At 38.5% G+C, this 20443-nt stretch carries 21 protein-coding genes and 1 riboswitch; of the genes, 3 read left to right on the forward strand and 18 right to left on the reverse strand.

The features are described 5' to 3' along the window. Window positions 1-91: 91 nt before the first annotated feature. A riboswitch (cyclic di-GMP riboswitch) is annotated at window positions 92-181 on the reverse strand. A gap of 73 nt (window positions 182-254) precedes the next feature. From RGB74_RS12235 to RGB74_RS12250, 4 genes are all read right to left on the reverse strand, one after another. After that, complete coding sequence (locus tag RGB74_RS12235) at window positions 255-908, reverse strand: protein kinase family protein (protein WP_310759582.1); 654 nt, start codon at window positions 906-908, stop codon at window positions 255-257. Between the two features lie 106 nt (window positions 909-1014). Beyond that, window positions 1015-1374, reverse strand: a complete 360-nt coding sequence (locus RGB74_RS12240) for a YhjD family protein (RefSeq protein ID WP_310759583.1) — start codon at window positions 1372-1374, stop codon at window positions 1015-1017. A gap of 13 nt (window positions 1375-1387) precedes the next feature. Then, the gene (locus tag RGB74_RS12245; protein WP_310759584.1) at window positions 1388-1597 is read right to left on the reverse strand and encodes a WYL domain-containing protein; all 210 of its coding nucleotides are present in this window, start codon (window positions 1595-1597) and stop codon (window positions 1388-1390) included. Between the two features lie 96 nt (window positions 1598-1693). After that, on the reverse strand, window positions 1694-2524 hold the full coding sequence (locus RGB74_RS12250; protein ID WP_310759585.1) for an STAS domain-containing protein: 831 nt from the start codon (window positions 2522-2524) through the stop codon (window positions 1694-1696). Between the two features lie 136 nt (window positions 2525-2660). On the opposite strand from RGB74_RS12250, the gene RGB74_RS12255 reads away from it, so the two are divergent. After that, window positions 2661-3029 carry a DUF2243 domain-containing protein gene (locus RGB74_RS12255; RefSeq protein WP_310759586.1) on the forward strand — a complete coding sequence of 123 codons (369 nt, stop codon included), beginning with the start codon at window positions 2661-2663 and terminating at the stop codon, window positions 3027-3029. Here RGB74_RS12255 and RGB74_RS12260 read toward each other — a convergent pair. Together RGB74_RS12260 and chrA are read right to left on the reverse strand one after the other, a co-directional pair. Beyond that, entirely contained in the window at window positions 3023-3742 is a 720-nt protein-coding gene (locus tag RGB74_RS12260) for a peptidoglycan recognition protein family protein (protein ID WP_310759587.1), read from the reverse strand. The two genes, RGB74_RS12255 and RGB74_RS12260, sit on opposite strands and share 7 nt — an antisense overlap. Window positions 3743-3866: 124 nt before the next feature. Continuing rightward, window positions 3867-5063: a chromate efflux transporter gene (gene chrA / locus RGB74_RS12265; RefSeq protein ID WP_310759588.1), complete on the reverse strand. Its 1197-nt coding sequence runs from the start codon at window positions 5061-5063 to the stop codon at window positions 3867-3869. Window positions 5064-5268: 205 nt separating this feature from the next. Between chrA and RGB74_RS12270 the strand changes: the two genes are divergently transcribed. Together RGB74_RS12270 and RGB74_RS12275 are read left to right on the forward strand one after the other, a co-directional pair. Next, window positions 5269-5700 carry a MarR family winged helix-turn-helix transcriptional regulator gene (locus RGB74_RS12270; protein ID WP_310759589.1) on the forward strand — a complete coding sequence of 144 codons (432 nt, stop codon included), beginning with the start codon at window positions 5269-5271 and terminating at the stop codon, window positions 5698-5700. 75 nt (window positions 5701-5775) lie between these two features. Continuing rightward, window positions 5776-7383 carry an MDR family MFS transporter gene (locus tag RGB74_RS12275; RefSeq protein ID WP_310759590.1) on the forward strand — a complete coding sequence of 536 codons (1608 nt, stop codon included), beginning with the start codon at window positions 5776-5778 and terminating at the stop codon, window positions 7381-7383. 495 nt (window positions 7384-7878) lie between these two features. On the opposite strand, the gene RGB74_RS12280 is transcribed toward RGB74_RS12275, so the two are convergent. From RGB74_RS12280 to hpaB, 12 genes are all read right to left on the reverse strand, one after another. Next, the gene (locus RGB74_RS12280) at window positions 7879-8718 is read right to left on the reverse strand and encodes a GNAT family N-acetyltransferase (protein ID WP_310759591.1); all 840 of its coding nucleotides are present in this window, start codon (window positions 8716-8718) and stop codon (window positions 7879-7881) included. Window positions 8719-8838: 120 nt separating this feature from the next. After that, on the reverse strand, window positions 8839-9477 hold the full coding sequence (locus tag RGB74_RS12285; protein WP_310759592.1) for a response regulator transcription factor: 639 nt from the start codon (window positions 9475-9477) through the stop codon (window positions 8839-8841). Continuing rightward, entirely contained in the window at window positions 9470-11299 is a 1830-nt protein-coding gene (locus tag RGB74_RS12290) for a sensor histidine kinase (RefSeq protein WP_310759593.1), read from the reverse strand. Before RGB74_RS12290 ends, RGB74_RS12285 begins: the two co-directional genes overlap by 8 nt. A gap of 163 nt (window positions 11300-11462) precedes the next feature. After that, window positions 11463-12821, reverse strand: coding sequence for a magnesium transporter (mgtE, locus tag RGB74_RS12295; protein WP_310759594.1), 1359 nt, complete (start codon window positions 12819-12821; stop codon window positions 11463-11465). Between the two features lie 168 nt (window positions 12822-12989). After that, window positions 12990-13388 (reverse strand): DoxX family protein, encoded by a 399-nt coding sequence (locus RGB74_RS12300; RefSeq protein WP_310759595.1) that lies wholly within the window; start codon window positions 13386-13388, stop codon window positions 12990-12992. Window positions 13389-13551: 163 nt separating this feature from the next. Further along, on the reverse strand, window positions 13552-14301 hold the full coding sequence (gene map, locus RGB74_RS12305; protein ID WP_310759596.1) for a type I methionyl aminopeptidase: 750 nt from the start codon (window positions 14299-14301) through the stop codon (window positions 13552-13554). A gap of 373 nt (window positions 14302-14674) precedes the next feature. Next, the gene (locus RGB74_RS12310; protein ID WP_310759597.1) at window positions 14675-15166 is read right to left on the reverse strand and encodes a TVP38/TMEM64 family protein; all 492 of its coding nucleotides are present in this window, start codon (window positions 15164-15166) and stop codon (window positions 14675-14677) included. 88 nt (window positions 15167-15254) lie between these two features. After that, the gene (locus tag RGB74_RS12315; protein ID WP_310759598.1) at window positions 15255-15632 is read right to left on the reverse strand and encodes a hypothetical protein; all 378 of its coding nucleotides are present in this window, start codon (window positions 15630-15632) and stop codon (window positions 15255-15257) included. An 84-nt stretch (window positions 15633-15716) separates the two neighbouring features. Beyond that, window positions 15717-16172: a pyridoxamine 5'-phosphate oxidase family protein gene (locus RGB74_RS12320; RefSeq protein WP_310759599.1), complete on the reverse strand. Its 456-nt coding sequence runs from the start codon at window positions 16170-16172 to the stop codon at window positions 15717-15719. 93 nt (window positions 16173-16265) lie between these two features. Further along, window positions 16266-17438, reverse strand: a complete 1173-nt coding sequence (gene iadA, locus RGB74_RS12325; RefSeq protein ID WP_310759600.1) for a beta-aspartyl-peptidase — start codon at window positions 17436-17438, stop codon at window positions 16266-16268. A 521-nt stretch (window positions 17439-17959) separates the two neighbouring features. Then, complete coding sequence (gene hpaD, locus RGB74_RS12330) at window positions 17960-18943, reverse strand: 3,4-dihydroxyphenylacetate 2,3-dioxygenase (protein WP_310759601.1); 984 nt, start codon at window positions 18941-18943, stop codon at window positions 17960-17962. 14 nt (window positions 18944-18957) lie between these two features. After that, the gene (gene hpaB / locus RGB74_RS12335) at window positions 18958-20433 is read right to left on the reverse strand and encodes a 4-hydroxyphenylacetate 3-monooxygenase, oxygenase component (RefSeq protein WP_310759602.1); all 1476 of its coding nucleotides are present in this window, start codon (window positions 20431-20433) and stop codon (window positions 18958-18960) included. Window positions 20434-20443: the final 10 nt, after the last annotated feature.

Consider the following 20443-nt stretch of genomic DNA (forward strand, 5'->3'; position numbering starts at 1 on the left):
GGTGCTCATGTATTAGCAATACACTGAACTCCTCTGAACTCCACATCATCGATCTTCTAGCTTCAGAAACATTAATATGGCATCGTTCCCCTTTGGCAACCGGCTGCCATCGTATGCATCCACATACTTTAGGCCCATAGCTTTGCGTCCCAGCTTTTCAACTGGTTTGCCCTTATTACAAAGGTTTTTATGATTTATAGTTATTATATCCTATATAGGGAAAATGTGCCAATATTTTTTATAGGCAATATTAACTATTGTAATTTCTTTTCGATAGAATATTTTAACTTTCGATAATATCTATACCCTATTCGAACTAGATTTAAAACAAAATATGGAATGCGTATAGGGAAACGGTAAAGTGTTTTTTTGTAAAATTTGAAGTAGGCTTTTCTTAAATCTGCCCATTTTCTGCATTCTACCTGTTTTAAGAAGTCAGAAACATCGACAATAATTCCTCTGCCGTTACTGATCATGACATTCTTCCCATGAACATCAACAGGAAATAAGCCCTTTTTCTTCGCATAATTCAGAGCTTCATCGATATCATAAATGACTTTTTCAGGAATTTTAACACCTTTATGAACACAATCATAGAGAGTTACCCCTTCAATTCTCTTTAAAATCAGGAATCGATCTTCCGTATAATAGCATACGGAATAGCCAGGATGCTCTCCCAGTTTTTCATATACCTTCTTTTCTTGGATAAGGCCATGCGCTTCTCTTCCATAGATTTTAACAACATAAGCGGGATAGTCAGGATGAAGGAATACTGCGGCATAGTTTCCGCAGCCGATCAATTTCCAAGGATGAGGAGTGTTGATAGGGCATACCGGATCAAACGGACTCTGACTCTCTATAATCATTTCTCTATTTAACTGTCTTGTAAGCTGGATAAAGTGTTCCATACATTTCCTCTTTTTCGTTGGTATACCATGAGTTTTAGCATCTAGCAATACGTTCATTGTATACACAACCAGCTAAAAAGGAAACCAATTTGAAGGAAAGAAATTTCTATTGTGATGCAACGCGAAGATAAGACATCATGAGGGTTTCAGCTTTATTCTTCAAATGGACATTCGGAAATCTCATAATTTCACGATAACCTCGAATGAATATCTCATATTCGGTAATATCGTTATCTTTCTGGCCATCCATCACCTTAATTTTTCTTTTTCTTAGTTCAACGCGAACATCATGCAAGTCTTTGCTAATTTGATTCATTATCTGCTCTAAGAGAGCGATGTAAGGCTGCTTTAATTTAAATGCTGAACGGTTTACAACTTGTAAATCACGGTGAAAAACCGTTAATATAATCGGATACATTACGAATTTATCGATTAATGAACGTTCCTCTTCATTACCATACTGCATATAGATCCCCCTTTTAAGAAGGCAAAAATTTAAATTGAACAGATAAAATATTGCTGATTTCAAAGGTTCTTATTTGTTTTCGCTCAGAACAGAAAGCCGTAACAAGCTTACCGTCAAAAGCATAAGGCGTGATAAGGCGTTGTGTGATTGCACCGCTTTTAGAAAGGTAGATCACCTCAATCGGCGCCCTTTCTTGGATGCATCTCAAAAACATACTTGTCATGTTAGAGACCTCCTTTTTATCAGTATATACGAACACACGTTCTTTTAACACTAGAAAAAAATACCTGCCCTATTTGGGCAAGTATCTTTACAAAAATTATTTCGTTTTTGACTCAAAGCCCATCGCTTCAAGCTGCTGATACAGATTTCCCGCAATCGAAATTCCATCAAAGCTGATTCCCAAAGAAACTACTGTTTGTGCAAGTTCGGGGCGCATACCGCTTAATGTCACTTCAACACCTAATAATTTTAAGGAATTGATTACTTTAAATAAATTGTGTGCAACCATCGTGTCAATAACTGGTACTCCTGATAAATCTATAAATAGATGTTCTACCTGTAACTCGGTGCATCTCTCCAAAGCTGTTTCCATTATAAGCTTTGAACGATGTGTATCAATTGTCCCAACAAGCGGGAGTACTGCAATCGATCGAGTAAGACGGACAACGGGTACAGATAATTCTTCGATCGCTTCACGTGCAAGTCCCAATACTTTATTGTTGTTTTCTACATAAGCTACACTAAACGCGTGAACGGCTTCATCGAGCAGTGGATCTATAATGGAGGCTGCTTTTAACACCGTTTCTGCAGAGGATGTCTGCTTTTTTATCTCTTCTCTAATAAAATCCCATAATACAATTCTGTAAAAACGGGTACTGTGCAATGCCAGATCAAGAGGAACTTCATACTGAACAGCAAGTTCTCCATTTCTTTTTCCCCATTCGATGAATGCTCTTTCTACTTCTTCTAAATTTTCATATAACGCTTCTCCAAAATATGAAAAGAGTTCTCCGCGTAATTGAAGTACTTGTTCAGTGAGCTCCGGTGGATTTTGACCATGCTGGATTCTTACTTCATCAATTTTTTTTGCTAGTTCGTATTTATGTTTTACGATTTTCTTCCCCAATTGCTGCAAATGAACTTCCATCTCTATTATGATCCCCCTAAAAATATATAAAAATATTGCATAGCTCCTATCTATATACCATTATTATACATGAGGTAAACATTTTTATTTGAATAAAAAAGAAGTTTATCGGATCGCTAATTAGAGAGGGATACTTATGAAAATTTGGTTGGGGTTTATTTTTGGACTTTTCGCTATGTCTCATTGGTCGACTTACGCTTTTGCATTTGAATTAAAAGCAGAAACCGCTGCAGAACGAATTGGTGCAGTTTCTATTGGGGTTGCCATATTAATCATTATATTAATGTTAATCTACAAACGGTATGACTCCTCGTTTTTCCACGGATTCTTGGCTGCTATCGGATTATTTTTAACAGTAGACAATATTTTATTTCATTGGGTGTTTCGGCTGCATCGCATCACTAGCGGTCCAGAAGCGAATATCCTAGAACCATTATTTGTGATCGCAGGAATCGGTCTTGTTTATTATACGTGGAAAAAAGAGCAGCCGAAAAATTATCAATGATCAATAAAGACTGCAAAACCCGCTGCTTTTGCTTTGGCTGCCAGTTTTTGTGCATTATCTCTGGATGAAAAAGCACCGATTTGAACTTTATAAAGATTTTTAGAAGCAGTAACTGTATCTTTAAATACTTCATTTTGAACAATCATTTTTTTCAATTCATATTTTACATCCTCGATAAAAAAGGGAAATGACTTATCATACTGATGCATACTGTTAAGCGGATCTGATCTTCGTTTTGGATCCAGCTGAAAATGTCCTTTTATATGGTTTTCGGGATCCCAACTATACATTTCACACAAATAAGCAAAGAACCATACATAACGGTTGTATGCCTCTGTAAAATTAATCGACTGGCCGTAACACAACTCAACCCCGACTGCCCACTCGTTTGCATCTGATACGTTCGACCTCACATGCCAAGCCTTTTCTTGCAAAGGAATAATGACTAGAATCTGTTTATCATCAATAAAGACATGCGCTGATGACCCTAATTGCCTGCTGTTAAAATAACGGTAATTTTGTTGTGCAGTAGAATCAGGATTTCCTGTATCGTGTGCAACAACATAGCGGGGAATTCTATTACCGCCTGGTCGCTGCTGCAGCTCCTTTTTTATGTATTGATAGGTTACGGGGTACTTCTCTTCCATTTCATCAGCTCCTAATTTTTTCTTCCCTTCATCTATAAGTAGCTGAACAAAAGAAAAAAGAGCCATCGAAAAGGCTCTTTTTTTAAAGCTTTGTTAATTGATAGTGTTGATAATCCTTGAAAGTCAGAAAATCCACTCCCTTTCCGTGGACGAATCGCCAAGCCAGAAAAGAGCCTTACTAATAAAACAATTACGAGATTAATGATGTAACCATACCGCCAATAACAGCCGCAGCTACAATCATCCTAGGAGGCAATTTCCAGATTACGAGTGCTGTAAACGCAAGCGCAGATAAAACAAAATCTAGAGGTGCTTTTACCGTGCTCGTCCATAAAGGATCGTAAAATGCCGCAAGAAGCAACCCTACTACGGCCGCATTCACACCCGTTAAAGCTGCTGAGAATTTCATATTATTTCGAAACGAATTCCAATATGGAAGTGCTCCATACACAAGTAAAAAGGAAGGCAGGAAAATCGCAATGACTGCAATTAATCCACCGGTGATCCCAGCTGTCATCGTTCCCAGGTATGCAGCAAAGGTGAAAAGAGGACCCGGAACAGCCTGGGCTGCTCCATATCCGGCTAGAAATTCCGAACTGCTCACCCAGTGTAATGGCACTACCTCTCTTTCTAACATTGGCAGGACAACATGACCTCCACCAAATACCAATGACCCAACTCTGTAAAACGTATCTATAATCGCAGCTTCAATTCCGGAAAACTGTGATCGAAGAAACGGCAAAATAGCGAGCAATACTGCAAACAGAACTAACCAAACCCAGCCTCTACCTCTTTTAGAAGTTGGTTCAAACTGTTCATTATCTTTACTATTTTCACGATATAAAAAATAACCAATAATTGCAGCTATTAAGATAATACCAAGCTGAACGAGTGCAGATGGCACTAAAAGAGCTGCTGCTGCTGCAAGTACAGCAAGTCCGGCTTTGCTGTTCGTGTTTGCAAGATTCCTTCCCATTCCAAGCAACGCTTGAGCAACTACTGCTATGGCAACGATTTTTAGCGCATGAATCAAACCATCCAGATCATACGTGGTTCCTTTTAAAAAATAAGCAAATAAAATAAGTGCAATAACAGATGGCATCGTGAAACCAAGCCATGCTAAAAAGCCGCCTAGAAGACCACCGCGCATCGCTCCGATACCAATACCGACCTGACTGCTCGCGGGGCCAGGAAGGAACTGACAAAGTGCTACTAAATCTGCATATGTACGATCATCCAGCCATTTTCTTTTTTGGACATATTCATCTCGAAAATAGCCTAAATGTGCGATTGGACCTCCAAATGAAGTCAGCCCCAATCGTAATGCGGTAAAAAATATTTCTACTAAAGAGTGTCTATTTTTTTTCGCTTCCTTCAAGGAAAACATCTTCCTTTCTACATCCCGCCTCCAGGTGGTGATTGTGTAACGATTGCCCACACCCAGTAAGCGATTCCGATTAAAAAGCCAAAACCTAAAAGCAACAAAAACAAAGTTGAATTTTTCATCGTTTTTTCCCCTTAAACTATTTACTTTCTTTTTAACTATAAACTATCATATACTATTAGAAGAAACAAAAAACAAGGGTGTTTATATGAAAAATGTTGAGCAGGGACGCAAAGTAATCGAACACGAGCTAGAAATGAGCATTCGCAGGCTTTTTAGAACTCTGCGAAAAGGACTAAATGAGCTATACACAGATTATATTCCAAGTAATGAATTCGCTGTTTTGCAAACGCTGAGTAATCATAGTCCACTGATGGCTTCAGAAATAGCCAATGAACTTAAAGTTTCATCCAGCCACATTACAGCTGTGACTGACCGGCTTGTAAAAAAGGGGTACATCCAACGAGTAAGATCTGATTCTGATCGCAGAATTGTCTACTTAGAAGTAACGGATGATGGCAGAACTATCGCCGCTGAGATGGACGAAATCAAAAATGAGTATTTTGGGGATAAGTTCAGTCACTTATCAGATGAAGAAATGAAGTCAATGATAAGTTTTTTTACAAAACTGCTGGATTGATCATAGCAGTTTTGTTTTTCGAAGATACTTCACATTGTGAATTATTTACTATATGAATAGGGGGACAACACAAACATGGAACATCTCGAAATGAGACGTAAAGTCATAATTATGATTTCCATTATGGCGGCAATGCTTTTTGCAGCATTGAACCAGACGATTGTTGGAACGTCACTGCCGAAGATCATTTCCGACATAGGAGGTATTGAATACTACAGCTGGATTTTCACGATATTTATGCTAGCATCCAGCGTCACTGCCATTTTAGTAGGTAAGCTTTCCGATATTTACGGACGCAAGCCTTTTATACTTCTGGGAATTGGTGTTTTTTCTGCAGGTTCACTCCTTTGCGGAATGTCTGATAGTATTATTCAACTCATTTTATGCCGTGGAATTCAAGGGTTTGGAGGCGGCATGATAATGTCAACAGCATTTACAGCGGTAGGGGATTTGTTTCCACCACGTGAGCGCGGTAAATGGCAAGGAATCATGAGCAGTGTGTTTGGATTAGCGAGTGTATTCGGTCCGACACTTGGCGGATATATCGTTGATCACTTCCATTGGCACTGGGTCTTCTGGATTTTCCTTCCGTTTGGACTCGTTGCGTTCGCAGCTATCTATTTCTTATTTCCATCAGTAGACCACAAGAAAAAAGAATCAATCGATTATGCAGGATCTTTATTCCTTACGATCACAATGGTACCGTTACTCCTCTCTTTCACTTGGGCCGGCAACCAATATGATTGGGTATCACCACAGATCATCGGTCTATTCGCAGTAACAATCGCAGCCTTCATTCTCTTTATTTTTACAGAGAAACGTGTATCAAGTCCTGTTCTTCCATTAGAAATGTTTAAAAATAGGGTGTTTACAGTTTCTAATATCATTGGTTTCTTTTTAGGAGCAGGGATGTTCGGCTCCATCATGTATATGCCGTTCTTTATCCAAGGTGTTATGGGTACATCAGCAACGAAATCAGGGTTTGTTATGATGCCGCTGACATTATCTATGGTTGCAGGCAGTACGATTTCCGGCCAGATCGTAACGAAGACCGGTAAGTACAAAAAATTAGCGATGCTCGGACTATTCATTATGGTATGCGGTATGTCCAGCATGCACTTTATGGACACTGAAACAACAAACGTAACAGCTATTTTAAATATGATTTTAGTCGGTACTGGCCTCGGTATCGCATTCCCGATCTTCACCCTTACCGTTCAGAATGCTACAGAGCATAAATATTTAGGTGTTGCTACTTCTTCTGTTCAGCTGTTCAGGCAGCTTGGAGGAACAATTGGCGTTTCAATCATGGGAAGTGTAATGAATAACCAGCTTGCAGATCATTTTAATGAAAAATCACAAAAACTGATCGCTGCTACTCCTAACTTTCCAAAAAGCATGACAGAAAAAATTCACGAACTTGCTAATCCGCAAGTATTGTTAAACCAAGAAGCAGTCATGAAGAAATTCAGCAGTATGCCTCCTGAATCCGTTATGTTCCTCAAAAAAGTACTTGGCATTTTGCGTGAATCATTAAGCTATGCACTAAACGGTGTTTTCCTGACTGGGGCAGTCGTTATTAGTTTAGCGTTAATTCTTACTTTCTTCTTCTTACAAGAAATACCGCTAAGAACTTCAAATCATGAAAAAGCAGAAGCTGCCTCGAAATCAGAAACTGCCTAACTAAAAAAAATACGACTCAAAAGAGAAATTGACCTCTTTGAGTCGTTTTTTTTATTTAAAAGTCTATTTTTTCACTTTTAACCGCTATTTTATTGAAAAAATGGACAATGATGTAATCCGAACCGTCCTATCCTAAAATACTGGTTGTTTTTACTCTTGTGAAGCTATCATTTTTATTTAATTCCATCGTAATCCCCAATATATCCACGTTATTTTCGATAATTCCACGTTAATGCCTAATATATCCACGCTACTCTCAAATAATCGATTTCCAACAAAAAAATGACCCAAAAGATTAATAGATCGTCTTTTGGTTCACTTTTGATATGGATTCAGTTAGCATTTATAGGTTTCTGCTCCTTGCTTCTGATTTAATGATAATATTAATTTCTGATGCCTCTCCCTGTTCAAAGTGATTTTTCATCTAGGACACATCAATTTACGTTTAATCTGTCTTCCTTTAAATACAAAATTATATAAGAGCATCGTTGATAATTATTCAGGAACATTTCTGACAGCCGTTTTTACTTGCTCTAATTCATTATTTCGTGAAGGAAAATTCATACTCCATAATCCGATATCCTTGAATCCAAGCCTTTTATAGATGGATCCTGCTTTCGGATTATCATAGAACAGGCAGAGTGTTTTCCCTTCTGCCAGCACATCCAGACATAATGCGTTCATACAAATCGTCGCCAATCCTTTTTTTCTTTTTTCCGGATGTGAGCAAACACCTACTATCATAGCGGATAAAGAGTTTTCAGCAGTCGTTGATGCACAAGAAACAACCTTGTCTCCTTCTTCAATGAAATAAGTTCGTCCTGTCTTCGTTGTAATCGATTGTTCTAAGCTTTGGCGCGCAGTCTGGCGAATATGGAATTCCTTGATCATACTTTTAAGCTGCATCAGTTTATCTACATCACTTAACTTTGCTATTTGAATACTTTCTCTGTTAGTTGCCCTATTTAAAAATCGATCGTCTTTTAACTCTGCAAAATACGTTTCTTTTGTGCGTTCAAAATTTACATAGTTGTAAAATTGTTCTGTTATATCTTTTTTACCCGAAAGCATTTCGTACTCAGTATCACTGTTTATGATTGTTGAAAATGCTTCAGCATTAATCACACCTTTTGCATATGGCAGATAGTTTCCCAAATAACGCAGAAGAATTCCTTGAATGTTTCCCTCATCATCCACATCTGCCCAAATATCTTGAAAGTCTGTTTCGTAACCGAAGTTTTCAATGTCAGCGATGATAAATAAATTTAATGCTGGTTCGGTACTAAGATATTCCATCACCTTTTCGTGCCAGGTTTGATCTGTTTTTACAATCATCTGTCTGATACTCCAATCCTATATTTTCTATCTATTCTATAGGTAAATTGGAAAAAATCAATATAATTATTGTTAAATTTTTCTAAATAAAAAACACTCATAAGAGTGTTTTAAAATGGCTTACATTGAAACGAGCTGATTTTGAACTGCATAGATAACTGCTTGAGAACGGCTTTTCACTTCCAGTTTCTTAAAGATCTTACTTACGTGAATCTTTACCGTTTTATCACTGATATACAATTTTTCAGCAATCTCTTTATTGCTTAATCCTTCAACTAAGCCGATCAAAACTTCTTGTTCACGGTCAGTAAGATTTGAATCTTCCCTCCTAACTTGCGTCTGCTGCAAGTGCATCGTGACAAGTTTCTTTGTCATACGAGGTGTAATCATTGATTCCCCGCGGTGTACAGCTTTAATAGCGTCAATTACATGTTCTGAAGGTGCATCTTTCAGTAAATAGCCATCTGCTCCTGCTTTTAACGAAGCAAGCAAGTATTCATCATGTGTATACATCGTTAAGACTAATATCCGAGCGTTTGGTTTTTTTGCTTTTATAAGTGATGTCGTCTCAACTCCGTTTATTCCGGGCAGGTTGATATCCATGATGATCACATCTGGTGACAATTTCTCAGCCAAGACTAGTGCCTCTTCGCCAGAAGTAGCTTCACCTGCTACTTGCATATCCTCTTCAAACGATATGATGTTTTTCAAACCATCTCTTAAAATAGCGTGGTCGTCTACAAGTAAAATATTAATCAATTGAATGCGCCTCCTTTGGTTCCAAGTTCGGTATTTGCAATCTGATTTCTGTACCTTTTCCTTTAGCTGATTCAATATGAAGTGCGGCTCCAAGACTCTCTGCAAGTTCATTCATGTTTAAAATACCATAATGAGGTTCATTTTTAGCTTTTATCATAGATTCATAAAGTGAAAAACCAATTCCATCATCTTTTATTTTAAAGAGAACTTGTTCATTTGAATAACTTAGAAGAATATCAACTTTGTTCGCTTTTGCATGTTTAATTGTGTTGTGAAGGCTTTCTTGAAAGATATCAAATATCACTTTCTCAACCATCGTACTCAGCTGCCTGAATTCTCCCCGCTCTTGAAAACGAATCTGAAACGGTTGACCTTCTTCTTTTACGAAATTTATTTTTGCTTGAATTGCTTGAAGTAATCCAATCCGTTCTGTAGGATATGGTCTTAAAGCGTAAATGGACTCTCTCAGTTCTTGCAAACTTCCTCGCAGCTTTTCTGTGCTGAGTGCAACTAAATCTTTCGTTCTGTCTGGTTTAGTTGTGAAAAGGCGTCCTGCAGTTTCGAGCTGCATGACAGATCCCGCTAGTGTTTGGGCAATCCCATCATGGATTTCACGCGCAATGCGGTTTCTCTCCTCTAATAATACCCGCTTTTCTCTTTCTGATAATAACAACTTTGTTTTCCATACAACGGTTAGCTGGTTAACAAGGGTTGCCATCGATTGGGAATCGATACTTCTAAAAGAGTTCGTCCTCGTTCTCCCTGTAATCAATACACCCATCACTTCACCTTCAGTAATCAATGGGGACACCATTATAGATTTGATGCTTGCTTTAAAAAAGGAAAAAGCCCATTCATTTTCTTTCGTTTTTTGATTAAATAAATACTGGACCTGGTCTTTTTCAAACCTCTTCATCACGGTTTCCGTTAATTGATTCCCTGACAATACTTCACCGCTTTCATATATGTTTCGCCACGCTTGTCCATCGTTTAAAAACAGCAGAACGGCATCTGTACCTAAAAATTCTAAGATAGGCAGCTCCACTTTTTCAAGCCAGTCTTTTGACGGCAAGTGCTCATTAAAATTTGTACTAATATCATATAAAGCCTTTAACCTGTTTCTTTCCTGCTGCAACCGCGCGATAAAGGATGAGATTAAGGTAATGGCTACAAGTGGTGAGAAGAAAAAAATATAAGAAAAAACATCGACAATACCTCTGTTTTGATTACCGAGAGCCACCATTAATGTTACGTACAGAATCGAGAATAAGGCAACAAGTGATTCTGAAATGGTCTTTGTCTTCCATATCTTGAGAGTATAAGGCATTGGCCGGATCCATAATAAAACATCTATGATAAGGTTATTAAACAAGAAATAAAGCAAAGTAATCAATATCATGCGTATTTCTGCGAACCAGAGAGGCGCTAATCCTTTTGCAATCGTTTCTAATAAGAAATTTGATGCATGTATAGCACCAAAAAAACTGATAGCGAGCTGTGCTGGAGTAAAAAAAACAACACGTAATGGTCGCTTGTTTAGGGCATTTACTGTAAAAATAACAGCTCCAAAGATAAAAATTGCCATTCCCCAGCCATAAAGAAGCTCAATTGTATAAACAAGAGGAAAACTTAAAGAACTAAAACCTTTCCAAACTGGAATCGGAAAAAATTCTGTAATCAACAGCAGCATTAATAACGCTGAAAAAATAAGAAGGTCAGGGATTGGCGATAAAAAGAATGCACTATAGAGCCAAGTAAGTAAACCAGCCGCTATGATTAACGAAATAAAACGAATTGCTGCCGCTTCACGATTTAGTCCCACAATTACACCTCTTTTAGAAAAATTCTGTTAATTTATTATAACACAGGGTAAAACCAACAATTTCAATCCAATATGTGGGTTTTAAAGCGAAAAAAACCGAAATTGGCTAGTTAGCATATACCTTTAACCAATTTCGGAATACTGCAATTTTTATACATCGTGATTATAAAAGATGAGATAAGAACATCGTTGCTGTCCCAAAGTAAACAAGTAATGAAAAAATATCATTCAATGTAGTAATAAGTGGACCGGATGCAACGGCTGGATCGACTTTAAAACGGTAAAGCAGCAATGGAATCAATGTTCCTGCTAATGTACCTATTATTAAAGTAAAGAATAAGGAACTGCCAACGACCATACCTAATATGAGGTTCCCTTTCCACAAATAAGCAACAAGTGCGATTAAAATACCGCAAGTTACGCCTATAATAAAACCTACTCCGAATTCCCGAAGAATCAATTTAATAATGGTCGCTTTGTCGATATCGTTTGAAACGAGCCCGCGAACAACAACCGCGAGCGATTGGGTTCCAGTATTCCCCGTCATACCTGCGATCATAGGCATGAAGTATGTGAGTGCAACAACCCGGTGTATCGTACTTTCAAAGTTACTGATGATACTTCCGGATAATATACCGATAAAAAGCAATAGAATAAGCCATGGCAACCGTCTATAGGATGCAACGATTGCACTCGTTTGGAAGTCGATTGATTTACCAGTCGCTGATAACTTTTCAATATCTTCGTTCGCCTCTTCTATTAAAACGTCGAGGACATCATCGACTGTTACAATACCAATTAACCGTTCTTGTTCATCAAGTACCGGTACTGCGATAAAATCATAACGCTCAATGGTTCGGGCAACTTCTTCCTGGTCCATATCAGCAGGAACGGCAATAACCCTGCTGTACATAATTTCTTCAATTTTTTCATCCATCTCAGCTAATAATAGATCTCTGTACGAAACAACCCCAACTAGCTTTTTTTCATCATTAATGACATACAAGTAATAAATGTTTTCAGCAAATCCGGCAAATGTCTTTAGTTTTTCAACCGCATCACGAACGGTGTAGACTTGAGGAATCCATACAAAACGATTCGTCATGATCCCGCCGGCCGTATCAGATTCGTACTGCATCAGACTTTGAACAGATTTGGATTCGTCTGCCTTCATGGATCCTAGGAAATCTTGAAGTTCATTCACGTCAAGGTTTGCCAGCAAATCCGCCAGGTCATCGTTTTCCATCAAGTTCATAATATGAGATGAACGCTCGATGCCCAATTTATGCAGGATCTCCATCTGCAAGTCACTTTCTAATTCCTGAATCAGCGATGCTATCTGTCTGGTAGTTAAGAAAGTAACAAATTTATGCCTATGCTTCTCAGGCAAATTTTTATAAACGATGGCAATATCGTAAGGATGAAGTTCGTCCATTAACAATTGAAATTCTTTTTTTCGAAGCTCTTTTAAGTTTTTTATGACATATAATAAAATTTCGTTTTCTGACATTTCTTTAAACAAGGAACGTCACCTCCCTTACAAAATACCTATTCATTATAAGTGATTTTTCTATATGTGACTATGTATGTGAATATAATAATACCCTTATTTTTTGTTTTTTCCATAGAAAAAACCATCCTAATATTGTGATTAAGATGGTTTAGTACTTTTTATTCGATTAGTTGTTTATTAAAACCATAAATGATCGAGTGAATAAGTCCCTGCACCAATTAATGCAACCCCGATTACGACAGCAATTAATACTAAGTTAAATTCATATCCATTCGCCGTTACCCAAAAACCATTCTTCAAGTGAACTTTTGCTATAGCGACGACCATTGTTGCCGCAATTAAAATTGCTCCTACTGTTGTAAATAGCCCTGAAGCGAATAGCAAACCGCCAAAAAATTCGGCTAACCCTGCTAAAAGTGCCATCGTATAACCTGGTTTGATTCCGATTGATTCCATCCAGCCACCAGTTCCTTTTAAGCCGTAGCCTCCAAACCAGCCAAACAATTTTTGAGCGCCATGACCAACAAGTGCCAAGCCTACAACAAGACGAATAATTAATAATCCTAAAGATAGCATAAATAATTCCCTCTTTCTTTTTTAATTTTTTATTTAATAACTTACTTTATGTTAGTATATTACGATATGTCACTTACTTATGTCAAGCTACTTTAAAAAAATAAAATGGTGGGTAAAAAAAATGCCGCACCCCTTATTTAAGGATATGCGGCGTAATCATAATTTACGTCTGTTCAGTTAAAATAATTGGACCCTTTTTTGTAATGGCGATTGTATGCTCATATTGTGCAGATAAACTGCCATCAAAAGTCAGTGCTGACCAGCCATCACCAGCCATTGTTAAAAACGGCAAACCTTGATTTAAGATGGGTTCGATCGTAATAACCATACCTTCTTTTAGCTCCTCCCCCGTATTGCGTTCTCCAACATGGTGTACTTGAGGTTCTTCATGAATCTTTTGTCCAATGCCATGCCCAATAAATTCTCTTACTATGGAATATCCTTTTTTGTCAGCATATGATTGAATGGCGTAACCGATATCACCAATGCGATTACCAATTTGTGCTTTTTCAATCCCTTTATATAGCGCTTCTTTTGCTGTTTTCATAATTCTTTCTGCACTGTAAGATAACGTACCTACCCCGTAAGACCAAGCTGAGTCAGCCAGCCACCCATTTAACTCAACGACAAAATCAATCGTTACAATATCGCCGTTCTTAAGCGGTATTTTATTTGGAAGCCCATGACAAGCGACATTGTTTACTGAACCACATGTAGCAAAAGGATAGCCCATATAATCTTTTTGCACCGCTTTTGCACCATTGCTTTCCAAGTAATGATCCACATATTGATCGATTTCCCAAGTTGTAATGCCTTCATGAATTTTTTTAGCCAGCGATTTATGACAAGAAGCAAGCAGTTGACCAGCACGATGCATCTTTTCAATTTGTTCATTTGTTTTGTAATGAATCAATTTAAATACTCCCTTCTCCCATGTAAAAACTATATTCCACTGAAAATATATGTGTGCTTGATTAATGAGGAGGAGGGGGACTGACCCCAAACAATTTATTTTTCTTTATGTTTTTAGGAATCTTCCTATGAGAAGTTATTCTTTTTAAAGCCAAATTTTTTCCGTTTTCACTATTCCAAGGTGCAAAACAAAAGACTCAAAAGTCAGCTTACTGGCTGTCTTTTGAGTCTTTAACGTAATTATCATATTATTACTGTAAATCATGCCTGGCGTTCAGAGGATTTCAATCTGGATTCTACTATTTTTCCGCCGAGCCATAACACGAATATCCCAAATACAATCAGTCCTAATTTCAATGGACTTTTTAGAACATCTACAAAATCATATCCGATAAAGAGACGATCGCGATCATGACAAGTTTTCCAAGCGTCAAGGATAAAATGAAAGTTCGTGTATTAATTCTCGACAATCCACCAACTACATTAATTAGCGCTGACGGTGAGAACGGAAAACAATAAATGAGGAACAGCATCCCAAATCCGTGTCGTTCCACCCAATTTAACATACGGGTTGTATTTGCGTGCCTGTTTAAGAAATCCAAGAACTTTTTTTGTCCGAATCTCCGTACGACTAAAAATACAATTATGGAGCCTAAGCAGACCCCGATCCAAGAATATAAAAAACCTAACCAAAATCCATATGCGGCTGCGTTTCCAGCTACTACAATGAATAAAGGCAAGATTGGTAAAAACGATTCAAGCATCGGAAGCAATATACCTGGTAAAAAACCAAGATCACGATATTGTTCAAGTAAATTAAGTATATTTTTTTCTGTAAAATACTGCTGCAAGTTTCTCCAGTCCATCGGTCGCTCACCCATTTCTTCCTCATACCCTCATCGTTGCCATTGTTCACTCATTTAAAACCGATTACAGGAAAAACAAGGAGTTCTTTCAATTTATTTTATCATATTTTTTTCCGGCTTTAATACCAAGAATATATAAACAAAAAACGGTGATGAGAACCTCTGGAATCAAAAATAAAATCACCGAATGATCAAGGGCTGAAGTTTCAGGACTATTCGGAAACAGCAGCCAATAAAACGAAACGGAACCATGAAGAAGAATTCCAATCGCCGCGATCCCTTTCAACAAAGCAGGAAGACTCAGGCGATTAATTGAAAGCAATATTACCGCAATTCCCCAAAATAATAGCAGATAACCCCACGTGTTAAATCCTTTCGTCTTAAAAAGAAGAGGGCTTGTAATATACATGATTCCTATAAAAACCGATAATAGACCTGAAAACGAAAACAATCGCCATGGAGCCATATCTTTACTCCCTTCCTAAATGTAAAAGAAAACCGTCGCACCACATGATGTCAGACGGTTTTCTGCGATTATCCGTTATTATGTTTATGACATTAAAGCTTGGTACACTTTTTCGTCTAGTTCTTTCGCTTTCTTTTCATTATACGTTTTTTCATATACAGGTTCCTGTACGATCTTCGCACCCCAGAACATACTTTCAAAAACATGTTCAATATCTACTTCGATTTTTGATAGTTTCAATGGAACGTCATCCATAGTGTCTTCAAGAATGTTCGCTTTTCCGTTAATGGAATAAACCGTTTCGAGTGCAACTACAGTTAGAACAACATTGGAATTTGCCTTTATATTTGTTACGATCCGAGAATTGTTTGTAACGGTAAAACGGATTTTGCTTTCAGATAAACTCTTTACCCAGGAAATCGCATTAATAGATGGTCCATTGGATTCTGCATCTATTGTTCCGAGTAATACGAGCTGTTCTCCTTGCAGGTATTCAAACAGTTCTGGACTTAATGTTGCAGGTATTTCCTGTTTCGCCATAATAGTCGCCACCTTACATTTTTTGTATTATGTATGGTGTTTATTTTATCATAATTTTCTAACTTTAAATAGAAAAAGGCGTTGTTTCTACCCTTATTCCTCAAAAGTTCCTTTTACAACAGACTTGCTTTCACGCACCATGACTTGACCGAGTGCAATAACAGTATGAATGGTAAGGTCCTCTTTCTTTAAAAGAACTAGATCAGCATCAAGCCCGGTCAGCAGCTGTCCTTTATTTTTCAGTTTTAAAATTCTTGCAGGGTTGGAAGTAATCGTCTGCAAGGCCGTCTCCAGTGGAATTCCCTCTAATTGAACAGCGTCTCTAACTTCATTATATAAAGAAGACACTTTCCCGATGCGAAGACCAATAAATTCTCCACGTTCATTAAAAGCCGGTAAACTTCCTTGGGCATCAGAAGTAAATGTGATTTGTCCGCTATTGACGCCTGCATCAAGCATCCTCTTTAAACCAGTACTGGACTTTACTTCGCCTTCTTCAATAAACTGCTTCGTCGTGCTAGTTGTAAAATCAACATAACCGCCTTTAATAGCGTATTGGATCCCTGCTTCAAACACATATGAATTTCGGTTAATGTGTGTGGGATAAAATTGCGAAATCGGCAGATCAGTTGTCGCGATCACTTCTTCGATCAATGAAAGCATACTTTTGCTGTCACCAAGATGTATGTTGACGACTCCCGCTTTTCCTGAAAGCATGCCGGCAACCCGAGCTTGTGCGGCAAGTCTTGCAAGCTCATGTGCAGTCGGCTGACTTGAGCGATGATCTGCAATCGCAATTTCGCCGACTCCAATAATTTCTTCAACCATCATAATGTCTGTCTGGATACTGTCGGTCAACGTTCTAACAGGTACTTGATAAGAGCCAGTGTGGGCGTAGCACGAAATCCCCTCTTCTTTCAATCCCTTCGCTTTTGCGATTAAATTAGTCATGGTTCGAGCGGTTCCATCTGTTCCAATCACACCAACAATTGTAGTTATTCCTGAAGTAGTGATGTCCGACAGATAGATTTCAGGTGTTCTCGTTTTGTATCCGCCTTCCCCGCCGCCTCCAGTAATGTGAACATGACCGTCAATAAACCCAGGTGTAATGATCTTACCTGAGGCATCAATCACTTCTATGTCAATAGAAGAAGACCACACAATACTATCAGAGATGTTTGCAATTTTTCCTGCTGCTAAAAGTATATCTTTTTTACCAAGATAATGAGGTGCGTATACCTCACCGCCTTTAATGAGTTTAAACATGAAAATACCAGTCCTTAATAAATAATGTAGTATGACAATTATACCTGCAACTGTGAAAATCGTAAAAAGAATCTGCTGAAGCTTAATACATGTACGTGGCTTTTTTTCGGAACCTTTGCACCGTTTAGAAGTGTTGCTTTCCACACGGCGTGCGGTAATCACCTTGAATACTAAATCCGTTTCAACTTGGCTTTTCTCATCTGCCTTCCTTATTATTTAGATTTTTTTTAGCTTTATTGACCGTAATCTAATATTTGAACACGAAATGAAGTGGAATGACAATCTGTATTCTCCCTTTTAATCCGAATATCAGAATGACATGAGATATTCCCACACTTTTCCGTTTGAATCTCACACTTTTTAGCTTTCATTCCACACTTTTGCATAAAATACCCACGAACCGACTAAAATCGACAAAAATGAAAGTCATGAGAAACAAGAATATTTTATATAATTTCTTATCTTTTTAAAAAACCTGTCCCGGAAAACAATTCCGGGACAGGTTTCATTCATTTATCCAATCAAGTTACAAAGTCCGGCTTGCGTTGTGCAAGTGTCGGGCTTTTTTGCTTTACAGCTTCTCCTGTTTTCATGTCTAAAAAGGCTGTTGCTTCGTTAAACCAGCTGTCAGGCGCTTTATGCCCCCAGAATGTTTGCCGGCGAGGATCGTTAATATCCCATTTAACTGGTTTAAAATCGGGATCACTCGTTAAGTAATCCCCATTGTACAGTTCAATTCGATTGCCGTCAGGGTCACGGACATACAGGAAGAATGCGTTTGATAATCCATGTCGTCCTGGACCGCGCTCGATGTTATCCGCATAACCCATACTCGCCATCACGTCACAGCAATGAATGAGACTCATCGGATCAGACAGCCAGAAACCAACATGATGCAGTCTTGGTCCTTCACCGTTCATAAAAGCAACATCATGGACTGTTGGTTTACGGTGCAACCATGCCGCCCAAGTCCGGTCGTCTTCTGTTGCTGTATACTCCGAAACTCTAAATCCTAGTTCCTTCGTATAGAAGGAAACAGCCGCTTCCACATCAGGTACCATACAATTAATGTGGTCGATCCGCTGAACACGTGCACCTCGGTACAAATCGTACTTTTGAATGCAGCGCTCGACACCTTTCATCTCCACAAAAAATTCTAAAGGTATGCCTGAGGGATCTTCCACTCGCAATGTTTTACCGATTCCAGCTGCATCATCAGCTTCATACCAGATCGCTTTGGAACCTTTCCCTTTAAAGAAAGTTTCTAACGCAGCGAGATGGGCTTCTTCCCATACTTTGTAGCTGACAACATGAACACCAGGCTTTTCTCCTTTTTTCAAAAGAAGGCTATGGTGACAATGTTCTTCCAGTCCCCTCAATGCGATCCATTCTGAACTGGAATCTGTTTCAATAAAACCTAATGCATTGACGTAAAAATCTCTTGAAGCATTTAAGTCCGTTACATTCATAACAACACGGGCGATCCGGATAATGTTAAAGTCCATATGCTCCATCCTTTCTATACACGCGTGTAGTTATGACTGCTGGAATTCACACGCTTTAAAAAGTCCTGAACCATTACTTTATATGGTTCTTTATTGAATTGGTCGTAATAAACATTGGACATACGTGCAGGATCTCCAAAGAAGTAATATTCATAAAGCGCCTGACGCCCTCCAAAAGAACTTACTGAGATATCCCAAGCTAGACGGAACAGCTGAACACGCTCATAACCATCAATGTTGGCACCTTGCGTATAACGGTGAACGAGTTCTCCGATATCGTCTGCATTAAAGTCTGCCTCCGTCGGAATTCCCATCAAACCTGAAGCTCCAAGAATCCTCACGATTTCAACAATGCGCTGATACATTTTTGGATACCAGTTGCGTGCAGCATTGAGCGGTGCAAAGTCTGGTGTCATGTTTCCATATTTATCGATCGAAGCGTTATGCTCTGCACGATACAAGTGTGATCGCATCGTTTCTAAGATCAGCATTACTTCTGAGGCTTTTTCTTTGACGTGAGGAAACACATCGATGCCGATCGACTCCATCATGTTTAAAATAACTCCAAGAACAAACTCTGTTTTAACTGTGTTTTTTGCAATAACTTGATGAGCCATATGAACGATCGCATTTGTTTCAACATACGTTCTATTGCAGATATCAGAATTACCGCTTACGAATACACGCTCCCAAGGAACAAGGACGTTATCGAAAACAACGATCGCATCGCTTTCTTCAAATCGGGAACTTAATGGATGATCCCACTGGCTTTTTCCAGTATCAAATGATTCACGGCATAAGAATTTTAATCCTTCCGTATTGTTTGGAATCGCAAATGCCATAGCATATGGATCGTCTTCTGCAGAAGCTTTGTTTAAAGTTGATGGAAAAACAACGATTTCATCTGTCACTCCACCAAGCGTCGCAAGCAAACGAGCTCCTTTCACAACGATTCCATCCTTGTTCTTCTCAACGATACGGGCTGATAGATATGGATCTTTTTGTTCGGACTGTTTTTTTGAGCGGTTCGTTTGCGGGTGGATCAAGGTATGCGTTAAACTCACATCATTTTCACGGCAATAGTCGTAATACTTTTTGGCATTTTCCGCAAACATCGGATCATCCTGGGCAAAGAAACTTCCAGAAGTTCCGAACGCCATTACGCTCGTATTTAAATAATCGGGTGTGCGTCCCATCATTCCACCTGTATAACCCGCCCACTCGGATATCATTTCACGTCGGCGGATAAGATCTTCTACTGTTTTCGGAGCGATAAAAGAAAGACCTACTTGATCACCAGTCTGTTCAGAGGTATATAGCATCTTGTCTGCTTTTTCGTGTTGGAGGTCATACAAATTAGCAATGGATCTTACCGTATTACGGAATGCAGGGTGTGAAGCCACATCATCCACTTTTTCACCGTGAATCCAAACGTTATTTTTCGCTTTCTGAATTCCTTGAATATATTGTTCCCCCGTGCGTGCAGGCAAAGAAATCCCT

It is taken from the genome of Bacillus sp. NEB1478 (assembly GCF_031582965.1).
Taxonomy (GTDB): Bacteria; Bacillota; Bacilli; order Bacillales; family Fictibacillaceae; genus Fictibacillus.